Annotated in this window: 17 protein-coding genes; 5 read left to right on the forward strand and 12 right to left on the reverse strand. The window is 72.6% G+C overall.

Translation table 11 applies throughout. From position 1 onward, the window contains the following. Positions 1-19 precede the first annotated feature (19 nt). On the reverse strand, positions 20-469 hold the full coding sequence (locus IEZ06_RS16195; protein ID WP_189237518.1) for a DUF3237 domain-containing protein: 450 nt from the start codon (positions 467-469) through the stop codon (positions 20-22). Between the two features lie 105 nt (positions 470-574). After that, positions 575-1744, reverse strand: a complete 1170-nt coding sequence (locus IEZ06_RS16200) for a flavin-dependent oxidoreductase (RefSeq protein ID WP_189237519.1) — start codon at positions 1742-1744, stop codon at positions 575-577. Between the two features lie 92 nt (positions 1745-1836). Between IEZ06_RS16200 and IEZ06_RS16205 the strand changes: the two genes are divergently transcribed. Continuing rightward, on the forward strand, positions 1837-2499 hold the full coding sequence (locus tag IEZ06_RS16205) for a MarR family winged helix-turn-helix transcriptional regulator (protein ID WP_229798220.1): 663 nt from the start codon (positions 1837-1839) through the stop codon (positions 2497-2499). A gap of 63 nt (positions 2500-2562) precedes the next feature. On the opposite strand, the gene IEZ06_RS16210 is transcribed toward IEZ06_RS16205, so the two are convergent. The 5 genes from IEZ06_RS16210 to IEZ06_RS16230 form a co-directional block, all read right to left on the reverse strand. Beyond that, a complete protein-coding gene (locus IEZ06_RS16210) occupies positions 2563-2937 on the reverse strand; it encodes an MmcQ/YjbR family DNA-binding protein (protein WP_203872120.1) in 375 nt (124 codons plus the stop codon). Continuing rightward, positions 2921-3997: a DUF2293 domain-containing protein gene (locus tag IEZ06_RS16215; RefSeq protein ID WP_229798223.1), complete on the reverse strand. Its 1077-nt coding sequence runs from the start codon at positions 3995-3997 to the stop codon at positions 2921-2923. Before IEZ06_RS16215 ends, IEZ06_RS16210 begins: the two co-directional genes overlap by 17 nt. Before the next feature lie 169 nt (positions 3998-4166). After that, positions 4167-5057 (reverse strand): 1,4-dihydroxy-2-naphthoyl-CoA synthase, encoded by an 891-nt coding sequence (locus IEZ06_RS16220; RefSeq protein ID WP_189237521.1) that lies wholly within the window; start codon positions 5055-5057, stop codon positions 4167-4169. 46 nt (positions 5058-5103) lie between these two features. Next, positions 5104-6171: a polysaccharide deacetylase family protein gene (locus IEZ06_RS16225; protein ID WP_203872121.1), complete on the reverse strand. Its 1068-nt coding sequence runs from the start codon at positions 6169-6171 to the stop codon at positions 5104-5106. An 82-nt stretch (positions 6172-6253) separates the two neighbouring features. Then, positions 6254-6622, reverse strand: a complete 369-nt coding sequence (locus IEZ06_RS16230) for an isoamylase early set domain-containing protein (RefSeq protein WP_189237522.1) — start codon at positions 6620-6622, stop codon at positions 6254-6256. 472 nt (positions 6623-7094) lie between these two features. Between IEZ06_RS16230 and IEZ06_RS16235 the strand changes: the two genes are divergently transcribed. Beyond that, a complete protein-coding gene (locus IEZ06_RS16235) occupies positions 7095-8150 on the forward strand; it encodes a phosphotransferase family protein (RefSeq protein ID WP_189237523.1) in 1056 nt (351 codons plus the stop codon). Between the two features lie 16 nt (positions 8151-8166). On the opposite strand, the gene IEZ06_RS16240 is transcribed toward IEZ06_RS16235, so the two are convergent. Both IEZ06_RS16240 and IEZ06_RS16245 read right to left on the reverse strand, forming a co-directional pair. Further along, on the reverse strand, positions 8167-8571 hold the full coding sequence (locus IEZ06_RS16240) for a hypothetical protein (protein WP_189237524.1): 405 nt from the start codon (positions 8569-8571) through the stop codon (positions 8167-8169). 50 nt (positions 8572-8621) lie between these two features. Beyond that, a complete protein-coding gene (locus tag IEZ06_RS16245; protein ID WP_189237525.1) occupies positions 8622-9038 on the reverse strand; it encodes a cupin domain-containing protein in 417 nt (138 codons plus the stop codon). A 60-nt stretch (positions 9039-9098) separates the two neighbouring features. Here IEZ06_RS16245 and IEZ06_RS16250 point away from each other — a divergent pair, with 60 nt between their 5' ends. From IEZ06_RS16250 to IEZ06_RS16260, 3 genes are read left to right on the forward strand one after another with little or no spacing between them, the layout of a single operon-like run. Next, positions 9099-9569 (forward strand): MarR family winged helix-turn-helix transcriptional regulator, encoded by a 471-nt coding sequence (locus IEZ06_RS16250; RefSeq protein ID WP_189237526.1) that lies wholly within the window; start codon positions 9099-9101, stop codon positions 9567-9569. 49 nt (positions 9570-9618) lie between these two features. Next, positions 9619-9981 (forward strand): metalloregulator ArsR/SmtB family transcription factor, encoded by a 363-nt coding sequence (locus IEZ06_RS16255; RefSeq protein WP_189237527.1) that lies wholly within the window; start codon positions 9619-9621, stop codon positions 9979-9981. Next, complete coding sequence (locus tag IEZ06_RS16260; protein ID WP_189237528.1) at positions 9978-10499, forward strand: SRPBCC family protein; 522 nt, start codon at positions 9978-9980, stop codon at positions 10497-10499. Before IEZ06_RS16255 ends, IEZ06_RS16260 begins: the two co-directional genes overlap by 4 nt. Positions 10500-10574: 75 nt before the next feature. On the opposite strand, the gene IEZ06_RS16265 is transcribed toward IEZ06_RS16260, so the two are convergent. The 3 genes from IEZ06_RS16265 to IEZ06_RS16275 form a co-directional block, all read right to left on the reverse strand. Continuing rightward, the gene (locus IEZ06_RS16265; RefSeq protein WP_189237529.1) at positions 10575-11657 is read right to left on the reverse strand and encodes an epoxide hydrolase family protein; all 1083 of its coding nucleotides are present in this window, start codon (positions 11655-11657) and stop codon (positions 10575-10577) included. A gap of 187 nt (positions 11658-11844) precedes the next feature. Beyond that, positions 11845-12300, reverse strand: a complete 456-nt coding sequence (locus tag IEZ06_RS16270) for an STAS domain-containing protein (protein ID WP_189237530.1) — start codon at positions 12298-12300, stop codon at positions 11845-11847. Between the two features lie 350 nt (positions 12301-12650). Continuing rightward, on the reverse strand, positions 12651-13958 hold the full coding sequence (locus tag IEZ06_RS16275) for an endo-1,4-beta-xylanase (protein ID WP_189237531.1): 1308 nt from the start codon (positions 13956-13958) through the stop codon (positions 12651-12653). Positions 13959-14027 lie beyond the last annotated feature (69 nt).

Here is a 14027-nt window from a genome sequence, read left to right on the forward strand (position 1 = left end):
ACGGGCCGCCGGGCCGCCGTCAGGTCAGGGCATAGGCGTCGTAGCGGACGGCGCCGGGGGCGCGGGCACCGGAGGCCACGGCCAGCGTGCGGTTGAGCCACAGATAGCGCTCGTCACCCGTCTCGAAGCGGCAGAACAGCCGGAAGTAGTACGCCGACGGATCCACCTCCTCGCCCCGGGCCAGGCGGCCGAGGACCTCCGGCGGACCGTGCCGCACGCCGCTGGTGGAGATGTACAGGTGCGCGCCGTCGTGGGTGCGCAGCGTGTAGCGGGTGTCGATGCTGGCCGTGCCGTCGGCGTGCACGACCTGCCAGTCGGCCCCACCGGGCAGCACGGTCCCCGACAGGCGGGGACCGTCGAACGACCCGCCGACGATGTTGATCACCCGGCGGCGGCCCCACTGCGAGTCGCCGAGATCGAGGATCGGGTCGAGTTCCACGTGGAACGCGGCGAGCGGTTCGAGGTTCACGGGCGGCGCTCCAGGGGCTTACGGGCGGTGGTCCGGGGCATCGGAGGGGGCTTGCGGGCGGTGGTCCGGCGGACCGGGGGTGCGGCGGCCCGGCGGCTCGGTGGTTCACCGGGTGACATTCCAGGAAGGGCGTTCGTTGAGCGAGGCCGGGTCGAAACCGGCGGTGCGCTTGTAGGCGGCGGCGATCTCGGCGCGCTCCGCGTACGGGATGACCTGCTCGATGTCGTCGAACCCGCCGGGCGCGCGCTCGTGGGCGAGCTTCATGACGACCTCGGGGCCCATCTCGCGGTTGGACAGCTGCAGGGCGGTCGTGGCGGGGCGGCGCAGCGCCTCGTAGGCGGCCAGGTCCCCGCGGGCCAGCGAGTGCGCCAGCACCCGGGCGTCGATGATCGCCTGCGAGGCGCCGTTGGAACCGATCGGGTACATCGCGTGGGCGGCGTCGCCCAGCAGCGTGACGCCGTCGAAGGTCCAGCGGGGCAGCGGGTCGCGGTCGACCATCGGGTACTCGTAGGCGGCCTCGGCCCCGGCGATGACGCCCGGCACGTCCAGCCAGTCGAAGCGCCAGTCCGCGAAGTGCCGGCCGATCTCGGCCGGGTCCGCCGGGTGGTTCCAGTTGCCCCGGTCCGGGGCATCGCCGTCCAGCGGCCGCTCGGCGATCCAGTTGATCAGCGTGCGCCCGCCGGTCTCGATCGGGTAGGCGACGAACTTCTGGGCGCCGTCCCCGGCCATGATCATGGATCGACCGGTCAGGAACGGCTCGCCGTACGTGGTGCCGCGCCACAGCACCAGGCCGTTCCACGGGGGCGGGCCCTCTCCGGGGAACAGGTGGGCGCGGACCGCCGAGTGGATGCCGTCCGCGCCGATCAGCAGGTCCTCGCCGCCGAGGCCGGTGATCCTGCTGCCGGTCCGTACGGCCCGCGGCCCCAGCCGCTCGGCGACCGCCTCCAGCAGGAGCAGTTGCAGGCGTCCGCGGTGCACGGAGTACTGCGGCCAGGCGTAGCCGGCGGCCAGGCCCCGGGGCTCGGACCAGATCGCCGTGCCGTACCGGTTGAAGTAGGCCAGCTCGGCGGTGGCGACACCGATCTCCGCGAGCCGGTCGCCGAGGCCGAGCTCGGTCAGCTCCCGCACGGCGTGCGGCAGGAGGTTGATGCCCACGCCCAGCGGCCGGATCTCGGGCACGGCCTCGTGGACGGTCACGTCCTCGAAACCGGCCGCGTGCAGGCTGAGCGCGGTGGCCAGTCCGCCGATGCCGGCTCCGGCGATGACGATGCGCACGGGCTCCTCCGGGGACGCCGCCGCTGCGACGACAGATTGTTATGGCCATAACAATATTCACGCCGGGTGGCCCGTTGCGCAAGACTTGGCCGGTGGACGGAACCGGTGACGACGGGGATCGGCGGGCGGGCCTCGACGAGGATCCTCCGGGCGAGGGCGAGGGCGAAAGCTGGCAGGAGGCCCGGGCGGACCCCGGTGCGGGCTTCCGGGGCGGCGAGGGCCTGCCGGACGACCTGTGGGCGGGTCCCCCGGGCGTCCCGGCGGACCTGCGGTACGCCGCCTACGCGCGCGAGCGCCTGGCCGCCATGCCGCCGCCGGCCGACGCCGAGGCGTTCGGGCTGGCCTACAACCTGCTTCAGCTGGCCTATCTGCTCGTCAACGACCTGGAGACCCGGATCCACCGCCCGCGCGGCTGGACGCTCCCCGGCTTCCGGCTGATGTTCAAGCTGTGGCTGCTCGGGCCCACCCGGCCCGCCCGGCTCGCCGAGATCTCGGCCATGTCCCGCTCGGCGGTGACCAACGCGGTCAACACCCTGGAACGGGACGGGCTGGTGGCACGCCGCCCGCTGCCGGAGGACGGGCGCGCGGTGGTGGTCGCGCTGACCGCCGAGGGCGAGACGGCCGTCCGCGCGGCCTTCGCCGAGCAGACCCGCAGGGAGCGGGAGTGGTTCGCGCCCCTGGGCGCCGTCGAGCGCGAGCACCTGACCGGCCTGCTCGCCCGCATCCTCGAATCCCGCCCGCCCGGCGCCCTCTGAGCCGCCCGCCGGAGCCGGGCCCAGGCTGCGGGGGTCAGGCGTCCCGGGGCCCGGCTGCGGGGGTCAGGCGTCCTGGGCGTCGAGCGCGGCGACGAGCTTCTTGGGGGCCACGGCGCGGTAGCTCTCCTCGACCCAGTCGAGCAGCACCTCGGTCTCGGGAAGCGTCCCCGTCAGCGGGACCGTCACCCACCCGGACCTGCCGAGTCCGTAACCCGAGGGGCGGACGCCGTCGAGGGCCAGGGCGTGGCCGTGCGACTCGGGCAGCTTCACCCCGGCGCTCGGGCTCCACTTGTCGGTCGGCTCCTCCACGCCGAGGAAGAGGAAGATCTTCTTGTTGACCTTGACGACGGTCTCACCCCAGGGGTGGTCCTCGTAGGCCTCCGGGAACCGGAGGGCGAACTCGCGCAGCGTCTCGCGGACCTCACGCCATTTCTCCATGCCCGCCATTGTGGACGCCGGGTCCGACGTTTTCCCGCCATCCGGCGAGCACCCGGTCGATGTCCGCCCGGATCCGGTCGCGGGCCTCGGCGCGCGGCACCCCCGCCATCAGCAGCCGGTCGTAGTCCGTGTCGAGGTGCCGCACCGAGGCGACCACGGCCAGCGTGACGGCGTTCGCGTCGAGGACCTTGGCGGCGGCCGTGCGCCCCACCCGGCCGCTGCCCCGCTCCGCCGCGTGCCGGGCGATCTCCGCGGCCCGCTCCTGCGGGCAGCCGGGGAACAGCCGGACGATCTCCTCGGCCATCCCGGCCTGGAAGCGCAGGTCCTCGTCCGTCCGGCGCTCGCGGTCGCGCTCGCGGCGGCGGAGCCGTACCTCCTCGTCGGCCAGGCACTGCTCCTCGGCCCGCGCCAGCGCGGCCTCCTCGACGAGGACGCCGAGTCGCTCGTACCGCTTGCGCCGGGCGTTGAAGCGGACCACGACGGCGGCCAGCCCGCTCTCCTTCTTGGCCCGGCGGCTGAGCGCGGCGTCCCCCGCCGGGAGGAGGACCAGGTGGTCCAGATCCGCGCAGGTCAGGCAGTGGGGCTCGGCGTTCTCCATGATCAGGTACGGCCCGGTGCCGCGGCAGTCGGCGCACTCCCACGCCCTCGTCGCCTCGACCACCGTCAGGTCGGGCGCCTTGGCCTGCCGCTCGGCGAGCTGCCTGCGCCGGGCCTGGCTCATGTCCGGTGAGACCCAGTGGACCCGGAACGGGCCGTCGTCGCCGGAGGCGGTGAACCGGAGCTCGGCGCGGTCGCGGGCGGCCGACAGGTAGGGGGCCTCGCCGGGGGCGAGGCCCCGCTCCCCGGCCCACCGGGCCAGGACCGCCACCGCGTCGGCCATCCTCGCGCCGTCCACGGCCGCGAGCTCCTCCAGCGACCCCGCCCGGCCCTGCCGCCAGACGTCCACGTGCCGGGCGTGCAGCCAGCCCGCCCCGGTCAGCACGTCGATCGCCGTCACATATTTGCGCTGCGCGAGCGCGGCCTCCGCCGCCGCCACGACCCGCCGTTCGTACTTCGCCACGGCCCCAGCCTGCCGTACGGCGCGGCCCGGCCGGTCCGGAAGCCGCCGGTTCCGGAGGGCCGGTCGGTTCCGGAGGGCCGGCCGGTCCGGAAGCCGGAGGTTCCGGAGCGGCCGGTTCCGCAGGCGCCGGGTTCACGGGGCCGGACGCGCCGGGTTCACCGGGCCGGGGTCAGAAGTACCAGGGGAAGGGGCTCCAGTCGGGGTCGCGCTTCTCCAGGAAGGAGTCGCGGCCCTCGACCGCCTCCTCGGTCATGTAGGCCAGCCGGGTGGCCTCGCCGGCGAAGAGCTGCTGGCCGACCATGCCGTCGTCGGCCAGGTTGAAAGCGTACTTCAGCATGCGCTGGGCCATCGGGCTCTTGCCGTTGACCTTCCGGGCCCACTCCAGGGCGGTGCTCTCCAGCTCCGCGTGGGGCACGACGGCGTTGACCATGCCCATCCGGTGGGCGTCCTCGGCGGTGTAGTCGTCGCCGAGGAAGAAGATCTCGCGGGCGAACTTCTGGCCTACCTGGCGGGCCAGGTAGGCCGAGCCGTACCCGCCGTCGAAGCTGGCCACGTCGGCGTCGGTCTGCTTGAACCGGGCGTGCTCCCGGCTGGCGAGGGTCAGGTCCGAGACGACGTGCAGGCTGTGCCCGCCGCCGGCGGCCCAGCCCGGCACCACGCAGATGACGACCTTGGGCATGAAGCGGATCAGCCGCTGGACCTCCAGGATGTGCAGGCGGCCGGCCCGCGCCGGGTCGACCTGTCCGCCCTCGGCGTACTTGTAGCCGTCGCGCCCGCGGATGCGCTGGTCGCCGCCCGAGCAGAACGCCCATCCGCCGTCCTTCGGCGAGGGCCCGTTCCCGGTGAGCAGCACGCAGCCGACGTCGGCGCTCATCCGGGCGTGGTCGAAGGCGCGGTAGAGCTCGTCCACCGTCTGCGGGCGGAACGCGTTGCGCACCTCGGGCCGGTCGAAGGCGATCCGCACCGTCCCCTGGTCCACGGCCCGGTGGTAGGTGATGTCGGTGAAGTCGAAGCCCTCGACCTCCCGCCACGCCTGCGGGTCGAACAACTCGGAGACCATGCTCGTCACCTCTCCCGGCCCGGTGCGCCGGCGGTTGGGGAACCGGTTAGTAGGGAAGAGCGTAGGGCGTGAAGCCCGAGGCCATGAAAGGCGCCTTGAACTTCGCGTAGGCGACCGTCGCGACGTCCCCGTCGGAGGTGTAGCGCTCGCTGGGGTTGGCCTTCAGCCAGTCCAGCCAGGCGGTGGAGCAGAAGCGGGCGCAGTCGTCCTTCTTGATCTTGTCCATGGAGCGGATGCGCGGCAGGTTCACCGGGTCGAAGTCCTTGCTGAAGGGCGAGGACCCCGGGGTGTACCCGGCGCGGAAGACACCGCCGTAGTCGTAGGAGACGTCCCCCGCGCGGCCCTTGAGGGCCCACGACTTGGTGCTCGGCTGGTTTCCGTACGGCAGCGCCAGCGTCACCGGGTCGGTGCCGGTCAGCTCGGTGATCAGCTCGTGGCCCTTGGCGATCTCGGTCATCGCCTCCTTCTTCGACATGCCGAGGAGGTTGCGGTGGCCGTGGGTGTGGTTGCCGATGTCGAAGCCGTTCTCCCGGAGCCAGGTGAGCATCTGCGTCTGCTCCTCCGGGGTGGTCTTGCCGAACAGGTCGCGCGTCACGTAGAAGGTGGCCACCGGCCGGAACCCCGGGTGCTTCTTCGCGACCTCCTGCAGGATGGCGACGGCGGTGTTCGGCATCGGCGTGCCCGTCCCGTCCAGGGTGAGCTGCTCCGGGGACGCGTCGTCGAAGGTGAGGACGACCGGGTGCTTGCCGGGGGGGACGCCGATGCGCCCGCGGACGTACTCGGCGGCGGTGATCGGGACGTAGCCCTCGACGGCCAGCCGCTCCAGCTCCTTGCGGAACTGCCCGGGGGTGCGGTCGTCGGGGGCCGTGGGCCTGTCCACCACCCGGTGGTACATCAGGACGGGGATCTGGCCCAGTTCGTTGGCCTTGACCTTGGCGGCCCTGGCCGCCTTCTCCTTGCGGACGGCGCTCTGGTCGGTCTTGCCGCCCTGCCGTCCGGCGGCGGCGCCGATCTTCTTCTGCTCCGGCTCGTCCTCCCACGGCATGCACCCGGTCAGCGCGGCACATGCCAGCGCGGCGGCCAGGCCGGCCGCGCCTACCCTACGACAGCTCATCAGATCTCCCCGGAAAGGTGGAACAGGTGCGATGGGGGGGTGGCCGGCCGCCCCTGCGGGGCAAGGGCGGCGGCGCCCGGCGCTACCGCGCGCCGGCGGCGAGCGGCTGCTCGTCCCGGTTCTTCAGGACGGGCGCGCCGGCGACCTCGATCCGGCGGGCGTGCGGGTCGATCGGGTCGAGGTGGCCGCCGTGCTGGTCGTGGCGGTCGGCGTCGGGGTCGTCGAACCAGACGCCGCCCTCGGCCAGGTAGCGGAAGGAGACGCCCCGGTGCGCGGGGACGGTGACGGTCACCTGGTAGGTCCCGTCGTCGCCGCGGCGCATCGGGTGGGCGTACGGGTTCCAGTCGTTGAAGTCCCCGACGAGGGAGACCTCACCGCGGACCTGGTCGGCCGGCAGGGTGAAGGTGAGCTTGACCTGCCCGTTCTTGGCGGGCTTACCACGCTTGATCACTGATGTCCTCCTGAACTCGTTGCCTCATGGCCGCTGCCGCGGTGATGGGCGCGCGGGGCGCCCCGTCCGCACGTGCACCCGTCCATGCGGGCCGCATGCGGGCGCACTGTCCACACGGATCGCGGTGGAGGCGTCGCGGTGGAAGCGGAGGTCCGTCCGGCTGACTGGTACAGACCATGAGAATCTCTACTTCCTGGTCCCCATGGGGTGATATGGACACACTGCGTGTTGTGCAGGATTTACGCCCACATGCCGCTATCCCGACGGTGAGCGCGGGAATCCGGCCGGAAGGCGGGGTGATCCCGTCCGGGGGATGTCGTCACGCTCCGTCAACGGTCCCGGCCGCCGGGTCCGGCCGTTGGTCCCGGTCGTTGGTCCCGGTCGCTGGTCCCGGCACATACCGACCGTTTAGTATGTTGGTTCCGTGCCGGTGGGGTGCCGGTGCGCCGGTGCGTGGGTGAAGGAGTTCGCGTTGGATGCCGGAGAGGTCCGCGACGAGGACGCGTTCGACGTCGCCGCGCTGCACGCCTGGCTGACCGGGCGGGTGGAGGGCCTGGACGGGCCTCCGGAGGTGCGGCAGTTCAGGGGCGGCGTGTCGAACCTGACGTACCTGCTCCGGTACGACGGCCTGAACCTGGTTCTGCGCCGTCCGCCGCGCGGGCACAAGGCCGCCTCCGCGCACGACATGCGGCGCGAGTTCACGGTGCAGCGGCGGCTGCGGCCCCACTTCGGCGCCGTCCCCGAGATGCTGGCCTTCTGTGATGATCCGGCGGTGCTGGGCGGCGAGTTCTACGTGATGGAGCACCTGGAGGGGACGGTGCTGCGCCGCGAGCTCCCGGCCGGGATGACGCTGGGCGAGGACGAGGCCAGGGCCCTCGGCCACACCGTGGTCGACACCCTGGCGGACCTGCACGCGGTGGATCCGGAGGCGGCCGGGCTCGGCGAGCTGGGCCGGGGGCCGGGCTACGTGCGGCGGCAGGTCGAGGGCTGGTCGCGGCGCTACCGCGGCGCGCTGACCGACGACGTGCCCGACGGCGAGGCCGTGATGGCCTGGCTGGCCGGGCACCAGCCCGCCGACGCCGCCCTGCGGCTGATCCACAACGACTGGAAGCTCGACAACCTGATCCTGGACGTGGACGGGCCGCTGCGGGTCGTGGGCGTCCTGGACTGGGAGATGGCGACGGTCGGCGACCCGCTGATGGAGCTGGGCTCGGCCATGGCCTACTGGATCACCGCGGACGACGACGAGCTCTTCGCCCTCCTGCGCCGCCAGCCCACGCACCTGCCCGGCATGCCCACCCGCGAGCAGTTCGTGGAGCGCTACCTGTCGCGGACGGGCCTGCCGATGGGGCGCTGGGACTTCTACGAGGTCTTCGGCCTGTTCCGGCTGGCGGTGATCACCCAGCAGATCTGGTTCCGCTACCGCGCGGGCCAGACCACCAACCCGGCGTTCGCGCCGTTCGGCGACGCGGTGCGGATCCTGATCGCCCGCGCCTCGGACCTGGCCGGGGTACGGCCGCCCGGCTGAACCCGCGGCCCCGGACTCACTTCCCCTGCGGGGAGGTCTCGATCGGCTCCTTCTCCTCCACGGACAGGCCGGGCTCCTGGGGAAGGTCCTCGACCTCGATGACCGACTCCTCCGGCGGCGCCTCGACGGTCACCCGGGAGCCCCAGCCGGTGAAGCGCAGGTCGGAGCTGAGCCCCAGTACGTAGTCGTCGTTCGTCCGCTGGGAGACCTTGGTGGTCAGGCGGGTGACCCGGCCCCTGTCGTCGAACCAGAGCGCCCAGGCGACCTTCTCGCCTTTCTCGCCGCGGCTCATCGGCACGCCGAAGGGCCAGCCGGGGATCTTGGCGGAGTAGATGGTGCCCTTGGCGCTGCGCGGGCCGGCGGAGGAGGCGGTGGCGAGCAGCGCCTTCAGGGCGCCCGGCTCGAACTCGGATGAGGGCACGACCCGCGGAGGCCGGCCGGGCCTTCGCGGGCCCGGCCGGAGGGGCGGCCTCAGGTGGTCCAGGGCGGGGTGATCCGCTCGGCGTCCCTGGGAGCCAGCTCGCACGCGTCCTCGGGTGAGACGCCGCCGGGGTTGTACGCCCGGCCGCCCGGGAGTGCGGCGACGATCGCGACGAAGCCGTCCCGGGCGTCGGCGAAGACCTGCCGGGGCAGGTCGGCGGGCATGACGACGGTGTCGCCGGCGACCAGGTCGATCTTCTCGCCGGCCAGGTCGACGGTGGCCCCGCCCTCCAGCAGGGTCCAGATCTGCTCGGTCTCGAAGGCGTGGAGCGGGCCCTCCCTGCCGGGCGCCATGTCCACCCGCCAGAGGGCCTGCCCGGCGCCGCCCAGGGTGGGCGAGGCGAAGGTGGTCATGACGGCGTTGGGCGTGGTGCTGCGGCGGGCTTCGGCGGCACGGATGACGGACATCGCTGCGGTCTCCTAAGATGGTCAACGTTGTTGTCCATATAGTCAATCAGGTTGTCTATCATGTCAAGCGACCCGCCCGGATTCGAGCTCCCGCTCCGGCTGTTCCTCGGCTTCCGCGTCCTCATCGACGAGCTCCACGCCGAGCTCGCCCGGCAGGGCCATCCCGACATGCGCCCCATGCACGGGTTCGCGCTCCAGGCGATCATGCGCGGCGGCGACACCGCCGTGGAGCTCGGCCGTACGCTCGGCGTCTCCAAGCAGGCGGCGGGCAAGACGATCGAGACGCTGGAGCGCCTCGGCTACGTCGAGCGCACCGTCGACCCCCGCGACACGCGGCGCAAGATCGTACGGCTCACCGCGCGCGGGGCCGACTCGCTGGAGCGCTCGGCCCGCATCTTCGACGACCTGCGCCGCCGCTGGGCCGGCGAGATCGGCGAGGAGCGGCTCCGCGCCCTGGAGGCCGACCTGTGCAAGGTGACGCCGGTGGACGTCTTCCGCCTCGACGTGCCGGGCTGGTTCGGTGGCCAGTGATCCGCGGGCGGCGTTGCCTAACGCGTAACCAGTAGGTTACGCTTTCAACGTGGATCAGGTGGCAGGGGCGATCGCGGACCCCGTACGGCGCGAAATCCTGATGATGCTGCGCGAGGGGCGGCTCTCCGCCGGGGAGATCGCCGGACGGTTCCCGATCAGCAGGCCCGCGGTCAGCCGCCACCTGCGCGTGCTCAGGGACAGCGGGCTGGCCCGCGACGAGCTGGTGGGCAGGCAGCGGTTCTACGTGCTCGACACCGGGCCGCTCACCGGCCTCGCCGAGTGGATGGCCCTGCTCGCCAGGCCCTCGGGCTGGGAGCACCGTCTCGACGCCCTGGAGACGGAGATCCACCGGACCCGCCGCGAGCGCCGCGTGCACGACATGACCGACCAGGCGAAGGAGAACACCGCGTGAGCCCCATCCCCACCGGCCGGTTGTTCCGCACCGGCGACGGAAGCGATCTCGTCCTCGGCCGCACGTTCCGCGCCTCCGCCGAGGACGTGTGGGCGAGCCTCACCGAGCCCGAGCGCACGGCCCGCTGGTTCGGCCCGTGGGAGGGCGAGGCCGCCCCCGGCCGGACGGTCCGGGTGCGGATGGCGTTCGAGGAGGGAGCGCCCTGGTGCGACCTACGCATCGAGGCGTGCGACCCGCCCCGGCGGCTGGTCCTGTCGATGACCGACGAGCACGGGAGCTGGGACGTGGAGCTGCTGCTGTCCGAGGCGGACGGCTCGACGGAGCTGCGGTTCGTGCAGCACCTGGCCGGGGAGGACGGCCTCGGCGAGGTCGGCTCCGGCTGGGAGTACTACCTCGACCTGCTCGCGGCCTCGCGCGAGGGCGGCCCGCGGCCGGACTTCGGCGACTACTACCCCGCGATGAAGGCCTATTTCGAGGAGCTGCCGACCCGGGCGGAGACTCCCGGCCGCACCGGGTGAGGTGATCTGCCCGCCGGAGCCGCCGGAGCCGCCGGAGCCGCCGGTCTCCCGGACGAGCCCGACGGCCCGGAAGGGTCAGGCCAGGCCGGTGAAGAACCGGCGGACGTCGGCGGCGAGCACTCCGGGCACCTGGTGCGCGGCGTAGTGGCCGCCGGAGTCGTAGGTGTTCCAGGAGACGATGTTCTCGTGGTCGCGCTCGGCGAAGCGGCGCACCGACTTGAAGTCGTCGGCGAAGCCGGCCAGTGCGATCGGCACGGTGGTCGGCTCGGCGGGCTGCTCGGCCCGCTTGTCCTCGTAGTAGAAGCGGATCGACGAGCCCGCGGTGCCGCAGAACCAGTGGATCGCGATGTTGGCCAGCACGAAGTCGTCGTCGAGCCCCTCACCCAGGAGCTGGGCCATCCAGCCGAGCAGCCCGGCCGGGGAGTCGGCGAGCGCGTGCGCGAGCGTCTGCGGGGACTGGGCCTGGAGCAGGTTGAAGGCGCCCATGTTCTCCCAGAACCACTGCAGGTGGGCCACGGCCGCCTGCTCCTCCTCGGTCAGGCCCTCGAACTCGGCCGGGTCGCCGGAGGGGAAGGAGAAGATCTGCGTGACGTGCACGCCGACCACGTGCCCGGCGTCGACCCTGCCGACCTCCGGGGAGATCAGCGAACCGCCGTCGTTGCCGACCGCGCCGTAGCGTTCGTAGCCGAGCCGGCTCATCAGCTCGGCCCATGCCCTGGCCACGCGGTTGCGGTCCCAGCCCTTCTCCCGGGTCGGTCCGGAGAAGCCGAAGCCGGGGATCGACGGGATGACCAGGTGGAAGTCCTCCGACAGCGGCTCGACGACGTCGAGGTACTCCATGACCGTGCCGGGCCAGCCGTGCGTGAGGATCAGCGGCAGGGCCTCCGGGTTCGCGGAGCGGACGTGGACGAAGTGCACGTCCTGCCCGTCGATCTCGGTGGTGAACTGCGGGTGGGCGTTGAGCCGGGCCTCCACGGCGCGCCAGTCGAAGCCGGTGCGCCAGTACTCCACCATCCGCTTGACGTAGTCGAGCCGGACCCCGTACGCGCCGTCCGAGCCGGGCAGTTCGTCCGTGAAGCGGGTCAGCGCCAGCCGGGCGCGCAGATCGTCGAGGTCGGCCTGGGGGACGTCGACGCGGAAGGGGCGGATCTCGGTCATGGCTTCCTCTTCACTCCAATGGGAACGAACCGTTCTGTTCCAGAATACCAGAACGGAATGATTTGTTCCACAATTTGCGGTGATGGGAAGGCGGCGGCCGTCCGGAGGGCGCCGACGAGGCGCGGGCCCCTACTGCCCGGGCCCCGGGAAGGTCACTCGGGCCCCTGTCGCCCGGACCCCGGGAGGGTCACCCGAGCCGCCTGAAGCCCCGGCGCCGCCGGCCGGGAGCGCCGTCGGCGCCCCGCTCGGAGGTCCGGCCCGCGCTCTGCTCGGGCCTGCGGGAGACGAGCGCGCTGGACAGCGTGGCATGGACGGCGAAGGCGCGGTCCAGGCCGGTGACGTGCAGCAGCCTGGCCACGGGCGGCCGGGGGGCGGCGAGGCGGACCGTGATGCCGGACGCCGTGGCGCGCTGCCGGACGTCGACCAGCACGCTCAGCCCGGAGGCGTCGCAGAACGACACCGCGGACAGGTCGAGCACGAGCAGGTCCGTGCTGTGCTGGAGCGCGTTGAGCAGGCGCCTGCGCAGCGCCGGGGCGGTGGCGACGTCGATCTCGCCGTGCAGCGCGACGACGGTGTGCGGGGGGCGGCAGGCGGCCAGCAGGCGCGCACGGGTACAGGCGTCGGCCTGGGTGGTGATGATCATGCAATCTCCGATCGAGAGGCTGGGCGTGCGAGTTCGGGACGGGCGGCGGAACACCGCCCGTGCGCGGGGTCTCCCCGCTGGGAGGAGGGTGGGAACGCCGCGTCCGGCGTGCTGAGAGAAGTGGTCCGGCCGTCGTGATCGGCCCGGTCCGCATCGGTCTCGGAAAGGACCGCGGCGAATCGCCGCGGGTGGCGCCGGCCGTGTCGCCGGCGCGCGGAAGGTCCTTTGGTGATCACAGTCTACCTCCCCGGCGGGACCCGGCGCGGCCCGGCGCGCGCAGGCACGGGTGCGGACCTCGCCGGGACGGGGCCCGGCCGGGGTTCCGGCGGCCCCGTCCCGGGTGCGGTGGGCTACAGGGCGGCGCCGACCGCCGCCTCACCCGCCTCGTCGAGCCTGAACACCGCGGTCCGGCCGGCGGCCGACACCTCGTACTCGCCGAGGAAGCCGTTGAAGCGGACCGTGCCGTCGGCGTCGGTGACCATCGTGGTGGGCGCCAGCCACCACTCGTCCTTGACCAGCGAGCGGAGCGCGTCGTACGAGGGCTTCGGCGTGCCGTCGACGCGGACGAGGCCGCCCGGCGCGCCGAGCCAGCCGCCGTCCGAGATGCCCCAGTACGTCGTCGCCTCCACGGAGGGGTGGGAGAGCAGCGTCCGGTAGTGCCGGACGATCTCGTCGGCCTGGCGGGCCTCGCCTTCGGGCGTCGTCGGCCACTCCGGGATCTGGTAGTCGTTCAGGTCCTCGATCTCGGCCGGCATGATGTGGCCGGAGAGGATGGTCGTCTCGGTGAAGTGGATGGGCAGCCCGTAGCGGGCGAAGCGGTCGATGATCCCGAGGGTCTTCTCCTCGCCCCAGTAGCCCTGGTGCATGTGGCTCTGCAGCCCCAGCGCGTCGATCTTCACGCCCGCCTCCAGCACGCCCTCGATCAGGCACTCGTACGCCGAGGACATGTCGAAGTCGTTGAGCAGCAGCGTGGCGTGCGGATCGGCCTCGCGCGCCGCGTCGAAGACCATCCTGACCATGGGGATGCGCCCGATCTCACGGCAGAGCCGGGAGATCCCGTTGTCGTACTTGTCGAAGATCGGCATGATCACGACCTCGTTGACGACGTCCCACATGCCGACCAGGCCGGCGAAGTCGGTCATCTCCCGCCGGATCCGGTCCACCTGCACCCGGGCGATCTCCTCGTTGGACAGGTCCTTCAGCCACTCCGCGCTGACGGTGTGCCAGGCCAGCGGGTGCCCCTTGACCGCGCAGCCCCGGTCGGCGAACCACCGCGCCGTCCTGAGCAGCCGCTCGGTGTCCGGCCTGCCGCGCACGGGCTCGAAACGGCCCCAGTAGAAGGGGAGCGTGGCGAAGTTGAAGAGGTCGAACCAGAGGTCGGCCAGGTGCTCGTCGTGGACGGCGGGCGCCTCGCCCAGAGACCCCGGCACCTCTCCCGGTACGGCCTGCGCCACCTGCGGCGGCTCACCGTTGGCGAGCGGGATGAAGTCGAAGCCGATGCAGCCGAAGAGGAACTTGTGGTTCCGCTGGCGGACCACCACCTCCTGCCCGGCCAGCGGCACGCCGTCGAGGGTGACGGTGAGCGCGGTGTCCGCCGTACGGTGCCTCCTGATCAACGGATCGGAGACGGAAACGGGGCGATCGGGACGTGACGCCATAGGGGGTCCTCCAGTGGTGCTTGGGGCGGAAATGCTATGAGAACGGACTCACCAGCCGTAAGTCCTTTC

This window comes from Planomonospora antibiotica, assembly GCF_014647955.1.
Classification (GTDB): Bacteria; Actinomycetota; Actinomycetes; order Streptosporangiales; family Streptosporangiaceae; genus Planomonospora; species Planomonospora parontospora.

Bases quoted from the DNA above. Each gene is read 5' to 3' on its own strand.
- IEZ06_RS16210 (WP_203872120.1), bottom strand. From the start codon at position 2,937: ATGGAGAAATGGCGTGAGGTCCGCGAGACGCTGCGCGAGTTCGCCCTC.
- IEZ06_RS16220 (WP_189237521.1), bottom strand. From the start codon at position 5,057: ATGGTCTCCGAGTTGTTCGACCCGCAGGCGTGGCGGGAGGTCGAGGGC.
- IEZ06_RS16225 (WP_203872121.1), bottom strand. From the start codon at position 6,171: ATGAGCTGTCGTAGGGTAGGCGCGGCCGGCCTGGCCGCCGCGCTGGCA.
- IEZ06_RS16245 (WP_189237525.1), bottom strand. From the start codon at position 9,038: ATGTCCGTCATCCGTGCCGCCGAAGCCCGCCGCAGCACCACGCCCAAC.
- IEZ06_RS16250 (WP_189237526.1), top strand. From the start codon at position 9,099: ATGTCAAGCGACCCGCCCGGATTCGAGCTCCCGCTCCGGCTGTTCCTC.
- IEZ06_RS16265 (WP_189237529.1), bottom strand. From the start codon at position 11,657: ATGACCGAGATCCGCCCCTTCCGCGTCGACGTCCCCCAGGCCGACCTC.
- IEZ06_RS16270 (WP_189237530.1), bottom strand. From the start codon at position 12,300: ATGATCATCACCACCCAGGCCGACGCCTGTACCCGTGCGCGCCTGCTG.
- IEZ06_RS16275 (WP_189237531.1), bottom strand. From the start codon at position 13,958: ATGGCGTCACGTCCCGATCGCCCCGTTTCCGTCTCCGATCCGTTGATC.